The following is a 20806-nucleotide window of genomic DNA, read 5'->3' on the forward strand; positions in this document are numbered from 1 at the left end:
CACCGCTTTGTCCTGATTTTTTTAATCCACTATACAAACCTGAGTATCCCGATTTAGCCGCCGCACGCCGGTAGCGCCTGCAAACACCGGATTACGCTCGCCGCCTGCCCGCTGCAATTTCAGCTAGCCTTGATGCGGCCGGTTTCGCGTAAAACCACTTCCGCTCCCATGCCGCCTTCCCCCTGCTTATCGGGGGCGGCCACATCTCATCCCCGCAATATGGACTTCCTCTTCGAACTCCTGCTCCGCCTGGTTTTCCTCCCCATCGAGGCTCTGCTTGAATGGGTGCTGGAAAGCGCGTTCAAACGGTATCCGAAACTCGCTGTCGGCCTCATCGGCCTGTTCACGCTGCTGTTTCTCGCCCTGGCTCAGCGGCATTTCGGCACGCTGGTTTGGTATGCCTGGCTGCTCGCCCCCATGGCCGCCATGCTGTGCGCCTTGCCCCTAATCGGCATCTGGCATGTTGTCGGCCGATTGTGCTTTCGGTCGCACCCGCCTGCGCAGTCGCCGAAACAAGGCAAACGGCGCAGACGCTGAAAGGTTGCCATACCGCAAGGAAGCTACCTGAAAGCAGGGATGGCTTGGGGAAAATGCCCATAAACAAGGGTGGGCAGCCCGCTACCCGTTCGATGCCGCCGCTGTTTGATTTTTCAGGTAGCCTTCCCGGTAGGATCGCGGATTAAAATAAGAATAGGGCAAGGTTGGCCAACGCCGAAGCGTTTTTTGTTATAGTGAATTAAATTTAAACCAGTACAGCGTTGGCTCGCCTTGCCGTACTATCTGTACTGTCTGCGGCTCGTCGCCTTGTCCTGATTTTTGTTAATTCACTATAATTCACTATACATCGGCTATTTAGCCGGAAACAGCCAGACAAAAGGCTACCTGAAAATCGGTTCGATCCGTTTTCAGGTAGCCTGTTCCTAGGTATTCAAACCGGCATCAGCCCGCCGCGCGTTTTTCCAGCACGGCCACGCCGGGCAGCTGTTTGCCTTCCAGGAATTCCAAGAACGCGCCGCCGCCGGTGGAGATGTAGCTGATTTTATCGGCGATGCCGAATTTGGCGATGGCGGCCAGGGTGTCGCCGCCGCCGGCGATGGAGAAGGCGCGGCTTTCGGCGATGGCTTCGGCCATCACGCGCGTGCCTTCGGCGAAACGGTCAAACTCAAACACGCCCACCGGGCCGTTCCACACAATCGTGCCGGCTTCGCGCAGCAGGGCGGCAAGCGAGGCGGCGGATTGCGGGCCGATGTCGAGAATCATGTCGTCTGCGGCCACCTCGGCCACGGCTTTGGTTTCGGCTGCGGCATCGGCGGCAAAGGCTTTGGCGCACACCACGTCTTGCGGCAGCGGCACGGCGCCGCCTTTGGCCGCCATTTTTTCGGCCACGGCGCGGGCTTCGGCGGCTAGGTCGGCTTCGGCCAAGGAGTTGCCGATGGGCTGCCCGGCGGCAAGCAGGAAGGTGTTGGCGATGCCGCCGCCCACGATCAGCTGGTCCACTTTATCGGCCAGGCTGTTGAGGATGGTGAGTTTGGTGGACACTTTGCTGCCGGCCACAATCGCCACCAGCGGGCGGGCGGGGTTTTTCAGCGCCTTGCCCAGCGCGTCCAATTCGGCGGCCAGCAAAATGCCGGCGCAGGCAACGGGCGCGGCTTCGGCCACGGCCACCAGCGAGGCTTCGGCGCGGTGTGCGGTGCCGAAGGCGTCGTTCACATAAATATCGCACAGCGCGGCATAGGCTTGGCCGAGCTCGGCGTTGTTTTTCTTCTCGCCTTTGTTCACGCGCACGTTTTGCAGCATCACCACTTCGCCGGGCTGCGGGCACGGCGGATTTTGCCGCCAATCGCTGCTCACAGGCACGGTAAGGCCGAGCAGGCTGCCCAAATGTGCGGCCACGGGCGCGAGGTCGTCTTCGGGCTTGAACTCGCCTTCGGTGGGGCGGCCGAGGTGGCTCATCAGGATAACGGCCGCGCCGTTTTCCAGGCAGTGGCGCACGGAGGCGAGCGAAGCGCGGATGCGGGTGTCGTCGCCGATTTTGCCGTCTTTAATCGGCACGTTCAGGTCGGCACGGATCAGCACGGTTTTGCCGCGCACGTTTTGTTCGGTGAGCTTGAGGAAGGACATGGTTATCTCTTTTGGTTTCAGTTATTTGGTTGGAAAAATCGGGCGGCTGTGCCAGCCGCGCAAAACGCCGCCATTATCTTATAAACGGTTGGGCGGCGCAAACGGGTGGAATGGGGTAGTTTGGTTTTCAGGTAGCCTTTTCCAATCCTCCCGTTCTAGTAAAAAAGCAGGCTTTTCAGCCTGCTTTCTCTATGCCCGACCGGGCGGTTCAAAGTTTATTCGATGTTCAGCTTGCCGCTGGGTTCGGCGCGGTGCTGTTGTTTTTTCTCTTTGTGTTTGAGTACGGCGCGGTCGAGTTTGTCCACCAAAAGGTCGATGGCGGCGTACATGTCTTTATCGGTTTGGTCGAGGTGCAGGTCTTTGCCGGCCATATGCCAATCCACTTCTGCTTTCTGCACCAGTTTGTCCACCGACAGGGTGACGGTGGCGGAAATCACGTTGTCGCTGTGGCGGACGATGCGTTCGAGTTTGCCGCTGATGTAGTCGTTCAGGGCTTGGGTAATCTCGATGTTGATTCCGTTGATTTTCAGGTTCATGGCTCACTCCTTTTCAGGTGGGTTGGCTGCGCGCGGCGGCAAGCTAGGCTTTCTGCTTGCGTTGGTGCGCAGGCGGGAAATTGAGTTCTTCGCGATATTTGGCCACGGTGCGCCTGGCGAGTACGATGCCTTGCAGGGCGAGCCGCTCGGACATGGCTTGGTCGGAGAGCGGTTTGCGTTTGTCTTCACCGGCAATCAGGCTTTCGATCAGGGCTTTCACGGCGTTGGCGCTGATGCCGTCGCCGTCTTCTTCGTTGCTGTAGGCGGCTGCCTGGCTGAAAAAATAGCGTAGCGGAAATACGCCTTGCGGGCAAGCCAAATATTTTTGGTTCACGGCGCGGGACACGGTGCTCTCGGCCAGGCCGAGGTTGGCGGCGGTTTCTTTAATGGTGAGCGGCACAAGGCCAATAGCGCCGAAGGAGAAGAAGTCGGCCTGACGCTCCAAAATGGTTTCGGCCAGCCGCAACACGGTGCTTTTGCGCTGCTCCAGCGAGCTTAGCAATACTTTAGCTTCATTGAGCTTTTGTTTCAACTCCGGCGCTTCGCTGCCGTATTCGGCGAGCAGGTCGGAATATTCCTGATTGAGCTGCACTTGCGGCCAGGCCTGGCGGTACATGCCCACCGTCCATTCGCCGGTTTCGGGGTCGGGGCGGATCCACACGTCGGGATCGACGTATTCGGTGTGGCCGGAGCCGGAAAGGCCGTAGGCGGGGAAGGGGTTGAGGGAGGCGACGAGGGCTTGAGCGGCTTCGATGGTGGCGGCGCTGTATTGGGGGAATTTTTTGCGCACTTGCTGCGGCAGGCTGCTTTTGGCGATGTCGGGCAGGAAGTGTTTCACCAGCTGCACGGCGCAGAATACGGTGTCGTCCGGCTGCCGCCGCGACAGCTGGAGCAGTAATGATTCGCCCAAATCGCGCGCGCCCACGCCGGGGGGGTCGAACTGTTGCAGGTGGCGCAGGGCTTCGGCCATGTCGTCTTCATCAAGCATCCATTCGAGCGGGGAGTTTTCCACGATGTCGGTGAGGCTGTCGTTCAGGTAGCCTTGGTCATCGAGATAATCAATCAGCAAATGCACGCGGGCGGCTTGGTCTTCGTCTAGCGGGTGTTCGCACACCTGTTCGTGCAGCATGCGGCGGAAATCGGCTTCGTCGGCCACGGTTTCCCACACGTCGCTCTCTTCCATGCTGTTGGTTTTGCGGGTAACGGGCAGGGCGGCGGAATAATGGGGTTCGGGCTCGCTGCTGTCGGCCGGGTCGTGTTCCGGCCGTTCAAGCAGAGGGTTGTCGGCCAGCCAGTTTTCCACTTCTTCGGCCAATTCCAGCGACGACATATGCAAAATGCGCAATGATTGCTGCTGCTTCTGATTAAGCTGCTGGGTTTGGCGCAGTTTGAGTTTGACGGATTGCTGGGTCATTTGAGGCTACCTGAAACCTTAGTAATCGAAGTTTTCGCCCAAATACACGGCGCGGACTTCTTCGTTGCCCACCAATTCTTCGGGGCGGCCGCTGGCCAGCACGGCGCCGTTGTTGATGATATAGGCCCGGTCGCAGATGCGCAGGGTTTCGCGCACGTTGTGGTCGGTAATCAGCACGCCGATGCCGCGCTGTTTGAGGAAGTTGATGATGTTTTGAATGTCGATAACGGCAATCGGGTCGACGCCGGCGAAGGGCTCGTCCAACAGGATGAAACGCGGGCTCATGGCCAGCACGCGGGCGATTTCCACCCGGCGCCGTTCGCCGCCGGAGAGGGCGGGGGCGGGGCTTTGCCGCAGGTGGGTGATGTTGAGGTCGGCCAGCAGGTCGTTGAGGTGCGCTTCGATGGCGTCGCGGTCGGTTTCGTGCAATTGCAGGATGGCGCGGATGTTTTCCTCCACCGTCATCTTGCGGAAAATCGAGGCTTCCTGCGGCAGGTAGCCCAGGCCTAGGCGGGCGCGCTGATACACGGTCATGTGGCGCAGCTCGTGACCGTCCAGCCGGATGGTGCCGTGGTCGGCGGCCACCAGGCCGACAATCATATAAAAGCTGGTGGTTTTGCCCGCGCCGTTGGGGCCGAGCAGGCCGACTACTTCGCCGCTTTCGATATCGAGCGAGAAATCCTGCACCACTTGGCGCTGTTTGAAACTTTTGCGCAGCTGTTTAACGCTGAGGCGGCTGTGCGGTGTGGTCATGGTTTGGTTTTCCCTTGTGTTTGTTGGGTATCGGAGGCAGCTCTGGGGTTACCTGAAAAATAGGGTTGCCATATGCGGTTTCAATGTGTGGCAGGGTTTTGCAGCTGCATTATTTGGTCTCGCTGCACCTGCAACACGCCCGGCACGCGCTCCAGGCTACGGATGGCCTGTGCCATATCTTGCTGCGGCGGGATGCGAGCGGCGATGCCGTTGATGTTTGTATAACGGTACACCAGCTCGGCCTGCATTTCGCGTACGGCCTGAAGCAGCGGCTCCGCGCCGACGGCAGGGTCGTATAACACAATCAGCACCCGGTTAGCTGCCTGTTCCGGCTGGGCACTGAGTGCACTTGGCGCGGCGGTGGCGGCAGGCTGCGGGGCGGTGCAGGCGGTCAGCATGGCCAGGCAGACGAGGAAGAGGGCGCGGATGTTCATGGTTGCTTGGTTTTCGGTTTCAGGTAGCCTGTGCGGCGTGGGGCTGGCTGGATATTCTGTTCAGCAATGCAAAAAGCGTTTTATTTTTCAGGTAGCCCCTCAAATGCGGGCTGCCTGAAACCGCTTGAGGCTACCTGAAACCGGTATTGCAGGCTTTCAGGTAGCCTGTTTCCTGATCTTGGCTTTGCCTTGCGTGAGGCGGAAGCTGTCGTCGATCAGTTGGCGGATGAGCGCGTCGTCGGCCTGTTCCAATTCGATGCTCAGCCAGTGTTCTTTGCTCATGTGGTAGGCGGGCAGGATGCCGGTTTGGGCGCGCATGGCGCCGATGTGTTCGGGGCGGCATTTCACATTGAGCAGGGGCACGGTGCGGCCGGGGGCGCGCCCGAGTTTTTCCGCCGGTACGGGCAGGTACACGCCAAACCATTTGCGGTTGCCGCCGTGGCGGAATACGGCGTATTCGGGGAAGCGGGAAAAGGGATGGTCGGGCGCGGCGCGGTAGCATTCGGCCATTTCGGCAAACAGGGTTTCGGCCTTCATCCCGCTTTCCTTATTTCTGCTGCGGCTGGATGGTGATGCTCACGCGGCCTTTGTTCGCGTTGCTGCGGCTGCCGCCCAGCACGGTATAAACTTCGGTGCGGGTGTTGTAGGTAATGGTGTCGCCGCTGGCCCGGTCGCCGCCGCGTTCGAGCTTGGCGCCGCCGCTGAGTTTCACGATGCCGGTGGCGGATTGGTATTCCACGCGGGCGGCCTGGCCTTTCACGGTGCCTTGGCGGTCGAGCTGCTGGCCGAAGTGTACGGGGCTGCCGGAGGCGGTCATGCTTTGCGCGCCATCGGCGGCTTTCACCACGCGCACTTTGGCGGCGCGGATATACATGGTGCCCTGCTGGATAACCACGTTGCCGGAAAATTCGGTGCTGCGGTTGCCTTGGTCGAGCGAGCCTTGGTCGGCTTCGATTTGGATGGGCTGGTTGCGGTCGGAGGTGAGCGCAGAAGCCGCGACGGGCAGCAGCAGGGCGGCGAGGAGGAGGGCGCGGGCGGGTTTAATGTTGTTGTTTGGGGTCATAAATCACGGCCTTAATGCGGGAGGAGAGGTTGAGCAATCCTTGTTTGTGGTTGTAGGTCATGCCTTGGGCGGTGCCGTGGGAGGCGCCGTATTGATAGTTCACCAAATCTTGGGTTTGTGCGGTTTGGGTTTGGGTGTTGACGGTGAGGCTATTAGTTTGAAGGCGGCCGGCGGGCTGGCCGTTCATGGCGGGTTTGTCGAACACCACGTTTTTCTCGAACACCACTTGGTTTTCGCTGCCGATATAGTGCGCCTGATCGGCGCTGATGCGGTACACCATCTGCCCGCCTTGCGAAAACATCACGTTGGGCTCGGCCAGGTAGCCGTCTTGGCGGTTGGGGAACTGCCAGGCGCGGGTGGCGGTGAGCTGTTGGGTCAGGCTGCCGTCGGCGGCGAAGCGGCGGCCCCGGATGCCGAAAATCTGGTATTGCGGCTCGTGCGGGTCGAGCGGGGTGTCTGCGGTTTCGAGTTGGCTGATGCGGTCGAGCCAGAAGCTCACGCCGCCGAGCGCGAGTGCCAACACCAGCGGAAACCACCAGCCGCCGAATCGTTTAATCATTCTGTGTATTGCTCCCAAGCGGTTTTCAGGTAGCCTTTGGCCTGCATGATGACTTCGCACAATTCGCGCACGGCACCGGCGCCGGCCGGGCGGCGGGTGATGTAGGCGGCGTGCTGCAACACCCATTCGTGCGCCTCGGGCACGGCGGCGGGCAGGCCGCAGCGCACCATCACGGGCAAATCCACCACGTCGTCGCCGATGTAGGCGCATTCGTGTTCGGCCACGCCGGCGGCTTCGCGCAATTGAGCGTAGGCGGCGCGTTTGTCGCTGATGCCTTTGAAGTAGTGCCGGATACCGAGCTGTTTGGCGCGCACGGCCACAGAAGGGGCATCGCGGCCGGTGATGATGGCGGTTTGCACGCCGCATTGGTGCAGCATTTTGATGCCGTGCCCGTCGAGCGTATGGAAGGCCTTGATTTCTTCGCCGTTGTCGCGGATGAAGATGCGGCCGTCGGTGAGCACGCCGTCCACGTCCATAATCAGCAGTTTGATTTCGGCGGCACGGCGGCGCAGGTATTCGGGCAATTCGGGCAGAATAGGGCTCATGCGGGCAATCTCAATTTCGAATTAGACCCATGATAACATGCCCTAGCACGGGCACAAACCCGTTCGGCACGGTTTTTGCTTGGCACGGCAGCGCAAGGAAAAGGCTATCTGAAAACATTCAAATGGTTTTCAGGTAGCCTTTTTGGGATTTGGGTTAAGATAACAATCTGATAAGAATGAAAAAATATATTTTCAGGTAGCCTGTTCGGCCGGTAGCCCGTCTGCGCGGGCTGTTTCGATAGCCATCGGCTTGAGGCCTTGTGTTCTTCACTTAAGTTTGCGCTTTTATTCCGCCAAAATACCGGCTCGGGCTTCATCGAAACATCGGTTCAGTGCGTTAAAACATTGTTTAATTTTATTCTCAGTTACATTTATTTTGTTCTACTTCTGCAGGTTATTTGCAAGCTTCTTTACGCATATTGACTTATTCTGTTGCTTTCCAGTATAAGCAAAACTAGGTTGTCCGTTTTTGCAGCAGGCAGCCATAGCAAAAACACTTATTTTTTCATGCCGGCGGCAAGCCGGAGGCAGTATGGCAAGGCAAGCCAACGCGGTAATGAAGAAACAGGTGCTTTGGCGATACCCCAGCAATACACCGTCAAACCGCCCCGGGGCGGCTAGGAAAATCAAGGAAAACAACAAGGAGCAGAGCATGAACCCGATGTACATCACCTTCGGCATCTATCTGGTTGCCGTCCTGCTAATCGGCCTCGCGGCCTATTTCTCCACCCGCAATTTCGACGACTACATCCTCGGCGGCCGCAGCCTGGGCCCGTTTGTTACCGCCATGTCGGCCGGGGCTTCGGATATGTCCGGCTGGCTGCTGATGGGTCTGCCGGGCGCAGTGTATTTGAGCGGCCTGAGCAAATCTTGGATTGCCATCGGCCTGATTATCGGCGCGTACCTCAACTGGCTCTTGGTGGCCGGGCGGCTGCGCGTGCACACCGAATACAACAACAACGCGCTCACCCTGCCCGATTATTTCCACCACCGCTTCGGTGCGCACGGGCAGGCAATGAAGGTGATTTCCGCGTTCATCATTCTGTTTTTCTTCACTATTTACTGCGCCAGCGGCGTTGTGGCCGGCGCACGCCTGTTCCAAAGCCTGTTCACCGGCATGAGCTACACCAGCGCCATGTGGCTGGGCGCGGGCGCCACCATTGCCTACACCTTCATCGGCGGCTTTTTGGCGGTGAGCTGGACAGACACCGTGCAGGCCACGCTGATGATTTTCGCCCTCATCCTCACGCCGGTGATGGTGTATTTGGGCGCGGGCGGCGCAGATGAAATTTCCGCCCTCATCCAAACCGCCGCCGCTGCCAACGGCAAGGAATACGGCAGCCTGCTGCACGGCACGACCTTCATCGGCATCATTTCCACCGCCGCCTGGGGCTTGGGCTATTTCGGCCAGCCGCACATTCTGGCGCGCTTCATGGCCGCCGAAAGCGTGAAATCTCTGGTGGGCGCGCGCCGCATCGGCATGACTTGGATGATTTTGTGTTTGGGCGGCGCGGTGGCCGTGGGCTATTTCGGCATTGCCTACTTCGGCGCGCATCCCGCCGATGCCGCCGCCATGCAGGGCAACCACGAGCGCGTGTTCATTGCTTTGTCCACCCTGTTGTTCAACCCGTGGATTGCCGGCGTGATTTTGAGCGCGATTCTGGCGGCCGTGATGTCCACCCTGTCTTGCCAGCTTTTGGTGTGCTCCAGCGCCATCACCGAAGACTTCTATAAAGGCTTCCTGCGCCCGAACGCGCCGCAGAAAGAATTGGTGTGGATCGGCCGCATCATGGTGCTGGCCGTGGCCGTTATCGCCATCCTGATTGCCGCCGACCCCGAAAGCAAAGTGCTGCAACTGGTGGAATTTGCCTGGGCAGGTTTCGGTGCGGCATTCGGCCCCATCGTCATCCTTTCCCTGTTCTGGAAACGCATGACCGCCAACGGCGCGTTGGCAGGCATGATTGCCGGTGCTGCGGTGGTGGTGTTGTGGGTGCAGGTGGTGAATCCCGCGCTGGCCAACGCCGGCATGGCTACGCTGTATGAAATCATCCCCGGCTTCATCGCCTGCGGCCTGACTGCCGCGGCTGTATCGCTGATTGGCAAAGCGCCTTCCGAGGAAATCTGCCAACGCTTCGAAAAAGCCGATGCGGATTACCGCGCCGCGAAATAAAGGCGTTTAAGGGCTACCTGAAAATTTTCAGGTAGCCTCATTTAAGCCTGTATCAAGGAATAAAGGCTACCTGAAACCGCCCCCGGCCTTTTCAGGTAGCCCTTAACCGATTAACCAACCCCCTCCCCTACCAAACATTCTTTCACATTATCCGCAGTTTGGTTTATGATGCCGTTTTACCGACGTTCAAACCAAGCAGCTATTCATAACGAAACAGAGGCTACCTGAAAAAGCGGTTCATCGGGCAGCCCCGCCAACCACGGAGACCAACCATGTTCCAATTCGCCCATCCCCAACAAACCAACCTGCGCCAGGCCGTTACCGATGCCTACCGCCGCGACGAAGTTGAAGCCGTGCAGGATATGCTCGAACGCGCCCAGATGAGCCAGGACGAGCGTACCGCCGCCGACCGGCTCGCCCGCCGGCTGGTGAAACAGGTGCGCGAAGAGCGGCGCCGCGCCAGCGGGGTGGACGCATTGATGCACGAGTTCTCCCTTTCCAGCGAAGAAGGCATCGCCCTGATGTGTTTGGCCGAAGCCCTGCTGCGCATTCCTGACAAAGCCACCCGCAACAAACTCATCCACGACAAAATCTCCGGCGGCGACTGGAAAAGCCACCTCGGCAACAGCCCCTCCCTATTTGTAAACGCCGCCGCCTGGGGCTTGTTGGTAACCGGTAAGCTCGCCGCCCCGCCCAGCGGCCAGAGCCTCGGCAACGCGCTCACCCGCATCGTGAGCAAAGGCGGCGAGCCGCTCATCCTCAAAGGCGTGGACTACGCCATGCGCATGCTCGGTAAACAGTTCGTTACCGGCCAAACCATCGAAGAAGCCCTGAAAAACGGCAAAGAACGCGAAAAACTCGGCTATCTCTATTCCTTCGATATGCTCGGCGAAGCCGCCATGACCGAAGCCGATGCCGAACGCTACTATCAAGACTACATCAACGCCATCCACGCCATCGGCCAAGATGCCGCCGGCAAAGGCATTTATGAAGGCAACGGCATTTCCGTCAAACTCTCCGCCATCCACCCGCGCTATTCCCGCGCCCAGCACGGCCGCGTGATGGGCGAGCTGCTGCCGCGCCTGAAAGAATTGTTCCTGCTCGGCAAAAAATACGACATCGGCATCAACATCGACGCCGAAGAAGCCAACCGCCTCGAACTCTCGCTCGATTTGATGGAAGCCTTGGTTTCCGACCCCGACCTGGCCGGCTACCACGGCATCGGCTTCGTGGTGCAGGCTTATCAGAAACGCTGCCCCTTCGTAATCGACTATTTAATCGACCTCGCCCGCCGCAACAATCAGAAGCTGATGATCCGCCTGGTGAAAGGCGCGTATTGGGACAGCGAAATCAAATGGGCGCAAGTGGACGGCTTGGACGGCTACCCCACCTACACCCGCAAAGTCCACACCGACATTTCCTACCTGGCCTGCGCGCGCAAACTGCTCGACGCGCAAGACGCCGTATTCCCGCAATTCGCCACCCACAACGCCTACACCCTGGCCGCGATTTACCAGATGGGCAAAGGCAAACAGTTCGAACACCAATGCCTGCACGGCATGGGCGAAACCCTGTACGACCAAGTGGTCGGCCCGCAGAACTTGGGGCGGCACGTGCGCGTGTATGCGCCGGTGGGCACGCATGAAACCCTGCTGGCCTACTTGGTGCGCCGCCTGCTGGAAAACGGCGCGAACACCTCGTTTGTCAACCAGATTGTGGATGAAAACATCAGCATCGACACCCTCATCCGCAGCCCCTTCGACACCATCGCCGAACAAGGCATCCACCCCAACAACAGCTTGCCGCTGCCGCGCAATCTGTATGGCGGCGAACGCCTCAACTCGCAAGGCCTCGACCTGAGCAACGAAAACACGCTGCAGGAATTGCAGGCCGCCATGAACGCCGCAGCCGCCGCGCCGGTGCAGGCCGTGCCGCTTTTGGCCGTGGCCGCCCCGACCCAAGCCGCGCATGAAGTGCGCAATCCGGCCGACCACAGCGAAGTGGTGGGCAGCGCCGCTTTCGTAGAAGCTTCTGCCGTGCCGGAAATCATCGCCGCCGCCAAAGCCGCCGAAAGCAGCTGGGCTGCCGTTTCCGCCGCCGAACGTGCCAATATGCTGCGCCGCCTGGCCGACCTGATGGAAGCGCACATGCCCGAGCTGATGGCCTTGGCCGTGCGCGAAGCCGGCAAAACGCTGAACAACGCCATCGCCGAAGTGCGCGAAGCCGTGGATTTCTGCCGCTACTACGCCGACGAAGCCGAACACACGCTACCTGAAAACAGCCAGGGCGTGGGCACCATCGTTACCATCAGCCCGTGGAACTTCCCGCTGGCCATCTTCACCGGCGAAGTGGTGGCCGCATTGGCCGCCGGCAACACCGTGGTGGCCAAACCCGCCGAACAAACCAGCCTGATCGCCTACCGCGCCGTGCAGCTGATGCACGAAGCCGGTATCCCGCGCAACGTGCTGCAGCTCGTGCTCGGCGCGGGCGACGTGGGCGCCGCCCTCACGCAGGACGAACGCATCAACGGCGTGGTGTTCACCGGCTCCACCGAAGTGGCCCGCCTCATCAACCAATCGCTCGCCCGCCGCAGCGGCCAGCCCGTGCTGATTGCCGAAACCGGCGGCCAGAATGCCATGATTGTGGACAGCACCGCACTGGCCGAGCAAGTGTGCGCCGACGTACTCGCCTCCGCCTTCGACAGCGCCGGCCAGCGCTGCTCCGCCCTGCGTATCTTGTGCGTGCAGGAAGACGTGGCCGACCGCATGGTGAACATGATTCGCGGCGCGATGAACGAATTGCGCGTGGGCAACCCCGCCGAACTGAACACCGACATCGGCCCGGTTATCGACGCCGAAGCGCAGGCCAATCTGCAAAGCCACATCGACCGCATGAAAGGCATCGCCAAATCCAGCCACCAAATCAGGCTACCTGAAAATGCCGATAACGCCACCTTCATCGCGCCCACCCTGTTTGAATTGAACAATTTAAACGACTTGCAGCGCGAAGTATTCGGCCCGATCCTGCACGTTATCCGCTACCGCGCCGACGAGCTCGACCAGCTCATCGACCAAATCAACGCCAAAGGCTACGCCCTCACCGGCGGCATCCACAGCCGCATCGACGGCACGGTGGAACACATCCGCCGCCGCATCGAAGCCGGCAACCTTTATGTGAACCGCAACATCGTCGGCGCCGTGGTGGGCGTGCAGCCCTTCGGCGGCCACGGCCTCTCCGGCACCGGCCCCAAAGCCGGCGGCCCCTTCTACCTGCAACGCCTCAGCCGCCTCAACAGCTGGCGCACGCCCCCGCTCACCCGCAGCGGCCAGGCCGACGAAGACGCGCTCAACCGCCTGCAAACCCTGCTGCAAAGCCTGCCGCTCACCCAAGAGCAGAAGCTGGACTTAGCCGGCAGCCTCGGCCGCGCCCGCGTACATACCCTGCGCCAAGCCGAGCAAGTGTTGCGCGGCCCCACCGGCGAACACAACGTGCTGGGCTGGCAGGCGCCCAAACGCGTATGGCTCTACGGCGGCAGCCTGCCGCAAGCCTTCGCCGCCTGGATTGAGCTCGCCGGTTCCGGCATCACCGCGCTGGTAGACAGCCAGCACCCGCTCGCCGCCTACGCCAGCGAAGCGCCCGACCTGCTGGAAACCTCCGCCACCCCCGCTTCCGCCGACATCAGCCATGTGGTTGCCCTGGAAGAATTGCCGGTGGAAATCAAACAGGCACTGGCCGGCCGCGATGGCGCACTGGTGCGCATCATCAACGCCCAAAACGGCGTGGACGTGCTGCAGCTATTTGAAGAAACCTCCTGCAGCATCAACACCACCGCCGCCGGCGGCAACGCCCACCTGATGGCCGCAGGCGATTAAACCAGCGCTATAAAGGCAATGAAAAGGCTACCTGAAAAGTTTCAGGTAGCCTTTATTATTGTTCAAATGGGAATGGGGCAAGGCGGCAAGCCGCAGACAGTAGCGCTGGAACGGCCGGGCAAACCAATGCAGTAGCATTCTTGTTTGCATTCACTGTATTGAGAATATCGAATGCTTTGCCCGATGTTAAGTATCCGGCCTGTTGTATAGATAAGAAAAAGGCTACCTGAACCTTTTAGCTTCGCAGAAACTGTGCTGTGCCGCGTTTTAACTGCGTGGAAGCTGCGTTTTCAGGTAGCCTTTCGTTGCGTTATGCGCCAACTCAATCCTGCCGCCGGTTTTCCCACAGCTTCATCAGCGGCAACACCACCGCGCAGGCAACCGCGCCCACGGTGAGGCCGATGAGCAGGGAAGCGAGCATACCGGCGAGGCCGCCGTCCCAGTGGTGTTCGTGCAGCCAATGGTGCAGCGCGCCCCAGTTGTGGGCGAAGATGCCGCCGCCCACGAGGAACATGGCCAGCGTGCCGATGATGCTGACGCCGCGCATAAACCACGGCATAAACAAAATAATGGCTTTGCCGGCGGCGGCGGCGGCCGGGCGGCGCATCAGGGCGAGGCCGAAATCGTCGGCCTTCACAATCACCGCCACGATGCCGTACACAAATATGGTGAGCCCGATGCCGACCAAGATCAGGCTGACGATTTGGGTGGTGAGCGAAGAGCCGGCCACCACGCCCAGGGCGATGATGACGATTTCGGCGGAGAGGATGAAATCGGTGCGGATGGCGCCTTTGATTTTGGCGTTTTCGTCGATCAATTCGTCGGGCACGCTATGGGCGCTGCCGTCGCGGCGGTGCATCAGCTTGTGCAGCAGTTTTTCCACGCCTTCGAAACACAAATAGCCGCCGCCGAACATTAAAAGCGGCGTAATCAGCGCGGGCGCGAACACGGAAAGCAGCAGGGCGGCGGGAATCAGAATCAGCTTGTTCACCAGCGAGCCTTTGGCCACCGCCCACACGATGGGCAGCTCGCGGTCGGCGCGCACGCCGGTTACCTGGTTGGCATTGAGCGCCAAATCGTCGCCCACTACGCCGGCGGTTTTTTTAGCGGCCACTTTGGTCATCAAGGCCACGTCGTCGAGCACGGAGGCGATGTCGTCGAGCAGGGTGAGGAGGGAGGAGAAAACCATTTTGAATCCTTGTGATATAAATTTCAGGTAGCCTTTTGGACATGGCGGAAGGCTACCTGAAAATCGTGATGCTGTTGTTTTTGGGTGTGTTGGGCTGGAATACGGCGGCATTATAGCCAAAGTGCTTATTTCCTCATACGGCGTCGGCTCACCTTGCCGTACTGCCTGCGGCTTGCCGCTCTACCCCGTGCTTAATTTTTGCCCGACGGGGTTAAAAATGCAGTTGCTATTCGTTAGTTTAAATGATCAGGTAAGGGAAACCCAAGATTTTTGTCCCCATACCAAGATAAATTTTCCTTTTTCCAATAATCTGTGTGAGACAGGATAACGCCGAGCTTAATCATGGCTAAATAAATGGCTTGCAGCATATCTTCACCGATTACCCTGCCTTCATCCAAATAATCCTGTTTGCTTATTTTATATGGGCAAATATATGCCTTGTATTCGTCGGAAAAAAAGGGCTGATACAAGGCAATCTCAACAGCTTCGCCGTTTCCTGTACGTAATTCTCTGTATCCTATGATTCTATGCATACATTCACCATGCGGGCAGGTTGGAACGAAAGGCTACCTGAAAAATGGAAATCCGGTTTCAGGTAGCCTTTATCATGTGGGCTTATTCGGGCTTGGCTTTCACCGCCATCAGCGTGTGCAAGCGGCGGTTGTCGGCGCGGGCCACGGTGAATTGCAGGGGGCCGATAACGGCTTTTTCGCCGCGCACGGGCAGATGGCCGAGCTCTTTAATCACCAGCCCGCCGATGGTGTTCACTTCTTCGTCGCTGTAGTCCGTGCCGAAGAATTCGTTCACGTCTTCGATTTCGGTAACGGCGTTGATGCGCCAGCGGTCGGGGGAAACGGCGAAGATGTTGTCCGCGCTGTCGTCTTCGTCGAACTCGTCTTCGATGTCGCCCAAAATCTGCTCGATTACGTCTTCCAGCGTGACCAGGCCGCTGATGCTGCCGTATTCGTCCACCACCACGGCCAGGTGGTTGTGCATATCGCGAAACTCTTTAAGCAACACGTTCAACGGCTTGCCTTCGGGCACGAACACGGCCGGGCGCAGCACGTTTTCAAGCTTGAACTGTTCGGGATTGAGGGTGTATTTGAGCAGGTCTTTGGCGTGCAGGATGCCGAGCACGTTGTCTTTGTCGTCGGCAATCACGGGGAAGCGGGAATGGGTGGTGCCCACCACATAGGCGATGATGCGGCTGATGCTGTCGCCGGCCTTCACCACGTCCATTTGGGCGCGGCTGATCATGGCGTCGCGCACTTCCAGCCCGCGGAAATCGATGATTTTTTCCAGCCATTGCTGGGTGTCTTCATCGAAGATTTTCTGTTCGCGCGCTTGGCGCAGCAGGGCGAGTATGTCTTCGGGGGAATCGGGGCTGTCGCCGGCGAGGCGGCCGAACAGCCGTTCAAAAAATCCGGGCTTGGCCGGGTGGTCGTCCATTTCAGTCTGCATCCTGTGCGTAGGGGTTGGGGTATCCTAACTGATTCATCAGGCGGATTTCAAGTGCTTCCATGGCTTCGGCTTCATCGGGCTCGATGTGGTCGTACCCCATCAGGTGCAGCACGCCGTGCAAGGTGAGGTGGGCGAAGTGTGCTTCTAAGGTTTTGCCTTGTTCGGCAGCCTCGCGCGCCACCACTTGCGGGCAGATAACCAGGTCGCCGCGCAAAACGGGCAGGCTACCTGAAAGCCCGGCCAAAGCGGCCTGCTCGCCTTCATCCAGCGCAAAGCTGAGCACATTGGTGGCGTAGTCTTTTTGACGGTAGTCGCGGTTGTAGGCGCGGGCGGTTTCTTCATCGAGCAGCAGCAGGCCGATTTCGGCACGGCGGTACTGCGATTTCACGGCCTGCCAGGCCCAGCGGCGGAATTGCGCCTCGCCCGGGCAGCCGGGCAGCCGGGCTTGGTCGGCAAAATACAGTTGCAGGCGTTGGCGCAACAGATCGGGAAAGGGATAACGTTTGGCGGTTTTCATGGTTTGATTGGAATCGAAAAACGGGCGCTATTATAGCGGGAAAGGCTACCTGAAAACCCGGAAATGCGTTTTCAGGTAGCCTCTATTTTATGCCAAACCGCACGCTAGCATTCTGCCTTTGCCGCTGCCGCCGCCCGCTTCAATTCGGCAGCCAGCTTGCTTTTCTCTTCCTTGTTCAAGCCTGCCACTGCCAGCAGCTTTCTATCCAGCGCCACCGGCACGCCGCCGCCATTAGGCACGAAAGCCAGCAGGTAGTGCTGCCCGCCGGGGGTTTGAAACGTCCAAGCACGGTTTTCCTGTTTGCCGAAGCTGAGGCTGATTTTGCGGGTTTTGCCGTCGATTTCGGCTTGATATACCGCGTCTTTACCCGCATTGCCGGTACTCAGGCAGGGCACGGCGGCCAGCTGCCAAGGCTGGGCTTCGGGGCGGTTGATGGCGGCCAAAATCCGGCGGTAGCGCGGCACACGCACCAGCGCGACATAAAACGCGGCGCCAATCATCAACAGCCCCAGCCCGCCAAACAACAACACACCCATGCTGCGGTTAACCACTTTTTCCACCGCCACATCCAGCGTCAGGCGCGAGGGATCGTTGGCGTCGGCCAGCGCACGGGCGTAAATATCGCCGCCAGTACTGAAAAAGCTAAAGGATTTTTTCACTGTGTAACCGCGGTATGTGATGGTAGTTTTGCAGCTGGTGAAGATGGATTTGCGAGTGGTGCATTCACCATCGATCCGCGCGTTTACCGGCACGGCATGTTGGCCGATTTGGTAGTCTTGATAAATTTCGGCGGCAACATGACTCTGCCACGCAACAAATATCGCGCCCACCGGCAGCATCAACAACAGCGCCACCAAAGCCATCATAATCGGCCGATGCGGCCCGATGCCACGCATTTGGAAGGGCTTAACCGGCATGGAAAAAGGCAGAATATGCATAAAAGGCTCTCCTCGAGAAATAAACGGCACTATAAAAGAAGCCTATACGGTTTGCCAAATTGGCAAGGCTACCTGAAAGCAGAAAAGGCTTACCGCTAGCCATCTCTCTCGCTCCGGGCTACCTGAAAACCATCTGCTTCCACTATAATCCGCTCTTTACGCCAATAATTTTCAGGTAGCCTCCGATGCTCGACAAATACGCCCCCTCCGAAATCGAATCCAAACACTATCAAAACTGGGAAACCCAAGGTTATTTCCAGCCCGATATGGATTTGACCAAACCGTCTTTTTCCATCCAGCTGCCGCCGCCCAACGTAACCGGCACGCTGCACATGGGCCATGCCTTCAACCAAACCATCATGGACGGCCTGACCCGCTACTACCGCATGAAAGGCTGCAACACTGCCTGGATTCCCGGCACCGACCACGCGGGCATCGCCACGCAAATCGTGGTCGAGCGTCAGCTTGCCGCGCAAAACGTGTCCCGTCATGACTTGGGCCGCGAAAAATTCTTGGAAAAAGTGTGGGAATGGAAAGAAGTTTCCGGCGGCACGATTACCCAACAAATGCGCCGCGTGGGCTGCTCTGCCGACTGGACGCGCGAGTATTTCACAATGGACGACGTGCGCGCCGAAACTGTTACCGAAGTGTTCGTGCGCCTGTTTGAACAAGGCTTGATTTACCGCGGCAAACGCTTGGTGAACTGGGATCCGGTGCTTGGCACGGCGGTGTCGGATTTGGAAGTGGAAAGCGTGGAAGAACAAGGCTCCATGTGGCACATCCGCTATCCGTTGGCGGACAATCCCGCCGAAGCCGTTATCGTGGCGACCACCCGTCCCGAAACTCTGCTGGGCGACGTGGCCGTTGCCGTCAATCCTGAAGACGAACGTTATACCCATTTGATTGGCAAGGAATTGATTCTGCCGCTGACCGGCCGCACCATTCCCGTGATTGCCGACGAATACGTCGAAAAAGACTTCGGAACCGGCTGCGTGAAAATCACGCCTGCACACGACTTCAACGACTACGAAGTCGGCAAACGCCACGACACGCGCCTGATTAACGTGTTCGATTTGGAAGCCAAAGTGCTGGCAAACGCCGAAGTGTTCAACTTCAAAGGCGAAGCGCAGCCGGGCTTCGGGCTACCTGAAAAATACGCGGGACTCGACCGCTTTGAAGCGCGCAAACAAATGGTGGCCGATTTGCAGGAACAGGGCTACCTGAAAGAAGTCAAACCGCACACGCTGATGACCCCGAAAGGCGACCGCACCGGCTCCGTGATTGAGCCGATGCTGACCAGCCAGTGGTTTGTCGCCATGAATGCCAAGCCGCAGGGCATCGAGCCGAACAGCGAATACCGCGGCCTGAGTTTGGCGGAAAAGGCGAAAAAGGCGGTGGACAGCGGCGCGGTACGCTTCATCCCCGAAAACTGGGTCAATACCTACAACCAATGGATGAACAACATCCAAGACTGGTGTATCTCACGCCAACTGTGGTGGGGGCATCAAATCCCCGCGTGGTACGACGAAGCAGGTAATGTTTATGTCGCCCGTAGCGAAGCACAGGCATACCTGAAAGCTGTTGAATATTATTTGTCCAATGGTGGTAATACTAATATGTTGGGCGCGATAGCGATGTATCTGAACCAAGTTATTCGCCAAGAGCAGGAAACTTGGTCAAAGCCCAATCTAACCGCCGAATACCGCATCGAACGAGAAGGCTACCTAAAAGAACTACTTGACGATATTGTTAGGACTTATATCGAACCGCAAGGCATACGGCTCACGCGCGAAGAAGACGTATTGGACACATGGTTCTCCTCCGCACTCGTGCCGTTCTCCACGCTCGGCTGGCCGTCTGAAACCGACGAACTCAAAGCCTTCCTGCCGTCCAACGTGCTAGTTACCGGCTACGAAATCATCTTCTTCTGGGTGGCGCGCATGATTATGATGACCACCCACTTCACCGGCAAAGTACCGTTTAAAGACGTGTATATCCACGGCATCGTGCGCGACCACGAAGGCAAAAAAATGTCCAAATCCGAAGGCAACGTCATCGACCCTGTGGATTTGATTGACGGCATCGACTTGGACAAGCTGCTGGTGAAACGTACGACCGGCCTGCGCAAACCCGAAACCGCACCGAAAGTGGAAGAAGCCACGAAAAAACTCTTCCCCGAAGGCATCCCCAGCATGGGCGCGGACGCATTGCGCTTCACCATGGCGAGCTACGCCAGCCTCGGCCGCAGCGTGAACTTCGACTTCAAACGCGCCGAAGGCTACCGCAACTTCTGCAACAAAATCTGGAACGCCACCAACTTCGTCTTGATGAACACCGAAAACCAAGATTGCGGCCAAGACGAAACCCAGCCGCTGGCCTACACCTTCGCCGACCAATGGATTATCGGCCGCCTGCAACAAACCGAAGCCGCCGCCGCCGAAGCATTTGAAACCTACCGCTTCGACTTGGCCGCGCAAACGCTGTACGAATTCGTGTGGAACGACTATTGCGACTGGTATATCGAATTGGCCAAAGTGCAAATCCAAACCGGCTGCCCCACCACCCAGCGCACCACGCGCCGCACCCTGGTCCGCGTGCTGGAAGCCACCCTGCGCCTGCTGCACCCGATTATCCCGTTCATCACCGAAGAACTGTGGCAGACCGTCGCCCCGCTGGCCAACGCCAAAACCGCCGACAGCATCATGCTGGCCGCCTACCCCGAAGCCGACCCGGAAAAAATCGTGCAGGCTGCTTTTGACCAAATGGCGCAACTGCAAGACCTGGCAGGCACCGTGCGCAACCTGCGCGGCGAAATGGGCATCGCCCCGAACGTGAAAGCGCCGCTGTTTGTGGAAGGCAGCGTGCCCGAAGCATTACTGAAATACCTGCCCGCCCTCACGCGACTGACCGAAGCCAAAACAGTGGACAGGCTACCTGAAAACGAAGACGCCCCCGTCGCCGTCTGCAACGGCGCGCGCCTGATGCTGAAAGTGGAAATCGACAAAGCCGCCGAAACCGCCCGTTTGAGCAAAGAAGCCGAGAAACTGCAAAAAGCCTTGGATAAACTCAACGCCAAATTGGGCAAACCCGGCTATGTGGACAAAGCCCCCGCGCATTTGGTGGAAAAAGACAAAGCCGAACTGGCGGAGTTGGAAGAGAAGATGGCGAAAGTGCAAAGCGCATTGGCGAAGCTTAAAGAGTAAACCTTTCCTGCGCTTGAAGAAGGCTACCTGA

Annotated in this window: 18 protein-coding genes; 4 read left to right on the plus strand and 14 right to left on the minus strand. The window is 58.7% G+C overall.

Features of this window, described 5'->3' with window-relative positions:
* The first annotated feature begins 219 nt into the window (after positions 1-219).
* On the plus strand, positions 220-537 hold the full coding sequence (locus A7Q00_RS04505; protein ID WP_064089433.1) for a hypothetical protein: 318 nt from the start codon (positions 220-222) through the stop codon (positions 535-537).
* A 402-nt stretch (positions 538-939) separates the two neighbouring features.
* Here the strand turns inward: A7Q00_RS04505 and A7Q00_RS04510 are convergent, their stop codons facing one another.
* The 9 genes from A7Q00_RS04510 to A7Q00_RS04550 form a co-directional block, all read right to left on the minus strand.
* Complete coding sequence (locus A7Q00_RS04510) at positions 940-2121, minus strand: phosphoglycerate kinase (RefSeq protein ID WP_064089434.1); 1182 nt, start codon at positions 2119-2121, stop codon at positions 940-942.
* A 215-nt stretch (positions 2122-2336) separates the two neighbouring features.
* A complete protein-coding gene (gene hpf, locus A7Q00_RS04515) occupies positions 2337-2657 on the minus strand; it encodes a ribosome hibernation-promoting factor, HPF/YfiA family (RefSeq protein ID WP_064089435.1) in 321 nt (106 codons plus the stop codon).
* A 43-nt stretch (positions 2658-2700) separates the two neighbouring features.
* A complete protein-coding gene (rpoN, locus tag A7Q00_RS04520) occupies positions 2701-4071 on the minus strand; it encodes an RNA polymerase factor sigma-54 (RefSeq protein WP_064089436.1) in 1371 nt (456 codons plus the stop codon).
* 18 nt (positions 4072-4089) lie between these two features.
* Positions 4090-4824 carry an LPS export ABC transporter ATP-binding protein gene (gene lptB, locus A7Q00_RS04525; RefSeq protein ID WP_064089437.1) on the minus strand — a complete coding sequence of 245 codons (735 nt, stop codon included), beginning with the start codon at positions 4822-4824 and terminating at the stop codon, positions 4090-4092.
* Between the two features lie 80 nt (positions 4825-4904).
* Complete coding sequence (locus A7Q00_RS04530; RefSeq protein ID WP_082887744.1) at positions 4905-5258, minus strand: protease inhibitor I9 family protein; 354 nt, start codon at positions 5256-5258, stop codon at positions 4905-4907.
* Between the two features lie 156 nt (positions 5259-5414).
* Positions 5415-5795: an MmcQ/YjbR family DNA-binding protein gene (locus A7Q00_RS04535; RefSeq protein WP_064089438.1), complete on the minus strand. Its 381-nt coding sequence runs from the start codon at positions 5793-5795 to the stop codon at positions 5415-5417.
* A gap of 10 nt (positions 5796-5805) precedes the next feature.
* On the minus strand, positions 5806-6321 hold the full coding sequence (gene lptA / locus A7Q00_RS04540; protein ID WP_245637525.1) for a lipopolysaccharide transport periplasmic protein LptA: 516 nt from the start codon (positions 6319-6321) through the stop codon (positions 5806-5808).
* Entirely contained in the window at positions 6299-6880 is a 582-nt protein-coding gene (lptC, locus tag A7Q00_RS04545; RefSeq protein WP_064089439.1) for an LPS export ABC transporter periplasmic protein LptC, read from the minus strand. Before lptC ends, lptA begins: the two co-directional genes overlap by 23 nt.
* Positions 6877-7425, minus strand: a complete 549-nt coding sequence (locus A7Q00_RS04550; protein ID WP_064089440.1) for a KdsC family phosphatase — start codon at positions 7423-7425, stop codon at positions 6877-6879. Before A7Q00_RS04550 ends, lptC begins: the two co-directional genes overlap by 4 nt.
* Before the next feature lie 652 nt (positions 7426-8077).
* Here A7Q00_RS04550 and putP point away from each other — a divergent pair.
* Positions 8078-9595, plus strand: a complete 1518-nt coding sequence (putP, locus tag A7Q00_RS04560; RefSeq protein ID WP_064089442.1) for a sodium/proline symporter PutP — start codon at positions 8078-8080, stop codon at positions 9593-9595.
* Positions 9596-9867: 272 nt separating this feature from the next.
* Positions 9868-13467 carry a bifunctional proline dehydrogenase/L-glutamate gamma-semialdehyde dehydrogenase PutA gene (gene putA / locus A7Q00_RS04565; protein WP_064089443.1) on the plus strand — a complete coding sequence of 1200 codons (3600 nt, stop codon included), beginning with the start codon at positions 9868-9870 and terminating at the stop codon, positions 13465-13467.
* Between the two features lie 322 nt (positions 13468-13789).
* Here putA and A7Q00_RS04570 read toward each other — a convergent pair whose 3' ends face one another.
* The 5 genes from A7Q00_RS04570 to A7Q00_RS04590 all read right to left on the minus strand — a co-directional run bounded on the left by A7Q00_RS04570 (position 13790) and on the right by A7Q00_RS04590 (position 17572).
* Positions 13790-14656, minus strand: a complete 867-nt coding sequence (locus A7Q00_RS04570) for a DUF808 domain-containing protein (RefSeq protein WP_064089444.1) — start codon at positions 14654-14656, stop codon at positions 13790-13792.
* 233 nt (positions 14657-14889) lie between these two features.
* Complete coding sequence (locus tag A7Q00_RS04575) at positions 14890-15189, minus strand: DUF6968 family protein (RefSeq protein WP_064089445.1); 300 nt, start codon at positions 15187-15189, stop codon at positions 14890-14892.
* An 82-nt stretch (positions 15190-15271) separates the two neighbouring features.
* Positions 15272-16105 (minus strand): CorC family transporter, encoded by an 834-nt coding sequence (locus A7Q00_RS04580; RefSeq protein WP_023887464.1) that lies wholly within the window; start codon positions 16103-16105, stop codon positions 15272-15274.
* A 1-nt stretch (position 16106) separates the two neighbouring features.
* A complete protein-coding gene (ybeY, locus tag A7Q00_RS04585) occupies positions 16107-16634 on the minus strand; it encodes an rRNA maturation RNase YbeY (RefSeq protein WP_064089446.1) in 528 nt (175 codons plus the stop codon).
* A 104-nt stretch (positions 16635-16738) separates the two neighbouring features.
* Positions 16739-17572 (minus strand): hypothetical protein, encoded by an 834-nt coding sequence (locus A7Q00_RS04590; RefSeq protein ID WP_064089447.1) that lies wholly within the window; start codon positions 17570-17572, stop codon positions 16739-16741.
* Positions 17573-17757: 185 nt separating this feature from the next.
* On the opposite strand from A7Q00_RS04590, the gene A7Q00_RS04595 reads away from it, so the two are divergent.
* Positions 17758-20775 (plus strand): valine--tRNA ligase, encoded by a 3018-nt coding sequence (locus A7Q00_RS04595; RefSeq protein WP_064089448.1) that lies wholly within the window; start codon positions 17758-17760, stop codon positions 20773-20775.
* The last annotated feature ends 31 nt before the right edge of the window (positions 20776-20806 follow it).

This window comes from Eikenella halliae (genome assembly GCF_001648475.1).
Lineage (GTDB): Bacteria > Pseudomonadota > Gammaproteobacteria > Burkholderiales > Neisseriaceae > Eikenella > Eikenella halliae.

What these genes read in the sequence shown, in the direction of transcription:
- A7Q00_RS04505 (WP_064089433.1), top strand. Translation starts at nt 220, where the DNA reads ATGGACTTCCTCTTCGAACTCCTGCTCCGCCTGGTTTTCCTCCCCATC.
- A7Q00_RS04510 (WP_064089434.1), bottom strand. Translation starts at nt 2,121, where the DNA reads ATGTCCTTCCTCAAGCTCACCGAACAAAACGTGCGCGGCAAAACCGTG.
- hpf (WP_064089435.1), bottom strand. Translation starts at nt 2,657, where the DNA reads ATGAACCTGAAAATCAACGGAATCAACATCGAGATTACCCAAGCCCTG.
- rpoN (WP_064089436.1), bottom strand. Translation starts at nt 4,071, where the DNA reads ATGACCCAGCAATCCGTCAAACTCAAACTGCGCCAAACCCAGCAGCTT.
- lptB (WP_064089437.1), bottom strand. Translation starts at nt 4,824, where the DNA reads ATGACCACACCGCACAGCCGCCTCAGCGTTAAACAGCTGCGCAAAAGT.
- A7Q00_RS04530 (WP_082887744.1), bottom strand. Translation starts at nt 5,258, where the DNA reads ATGAACATCCGCGCCCTCTTCCTCGTCTGCCTGGCCATGCTGACCGCC.
- A7Q00_RS04535 (WP_064089438.1), bottom strand. Translation starts at nt 5,795, where the DNA reads ATGAAGGCCGAAACCCTGTTTGCCGAAATGGCCGAATGCTACCGCGCC.
- lptA (WP_245637525.1), bottom strand. Translation starts at nt 6,321, where the DNA reads ATGACCCCAAACAACAACATTAAACCCGCCCGCGCCCTCCTCCTCGCC.
- lptC (WP_064089439.1), bottom strand. Translation starts at nt 6,880, where the DNA reads ATGATTAAACGATTCGGCGGCTGGTGGTTTCCGCTGGTGTTGGCACTC.
- A7Q00_RS04550 (WP_064089440.1), bottom strand. Translation starts at nt 7,425, where the DNA reads ATGAGCCCTATTCTGCCCGAATTGCCCGAATACCTGCGCCGCCGTGCC.
- putP (WP_064089442.1), top strand. Translation starts at nt 8,078, where the DNA reads ATGAACCCGATGTACATCACCTTCGGCATCTATCTGGTTGCCGTCCTG.
- putA (WP_064089443.1), top strand. Translation starts at nt 9,868, where the DNA reads ATGTTCCAATTCGCCCATCCCCAACAAACCAACCTGCGCCAGGCCGTT.
- A7Q00_RS04570 (WP_064089444.1), bottom strand. Translation starts at nt 14,656, where the DNA reads ATGGTTTTCTCCTCCCTCCTCACCCTGCTCGACGACATCGCCTCCGTG.
- A7Q00_RS04575 (WP_064089445.1), bottom strand. Translation starts at nt 15,189, where the DNA reads ATGCATAGAATCATAGGATACAGAGAATTACGTACAGGAAACGGCGAA.
- A7Q00_RS04580 (WP_023887464.1), bottom strand. Translation starts at nt 16,105, where the DNA reads ATGGACGACCACCCGGCCAAGCCCGGATTTTTTGAACGGCTGTTCGGC.
- ybeY (WP_064089446.1), bottom strand. Translation starts at nt 16,634, where the DNA reads ATGAAAACCGCCAAACGTTATCCCTTTCCCGATCTGTTGCGCCAACGC.
- A7Q00_RS04590 (WP_064089447.1), bottom strand. Translation starts at nt 17,572, where the DNA reads ATGCATATTCTGCCTTTTTCCATGCCGGTTAAGCCCTTCCAAATGCGT.
- A7Q00_RS04595 (WP_064089448.1), top strand. Translation starts at nt 17,758, where the DNA reads ATGCTCGACAAATACGCCCCCTCCGAAATCGAATCCAAACACTATCAA.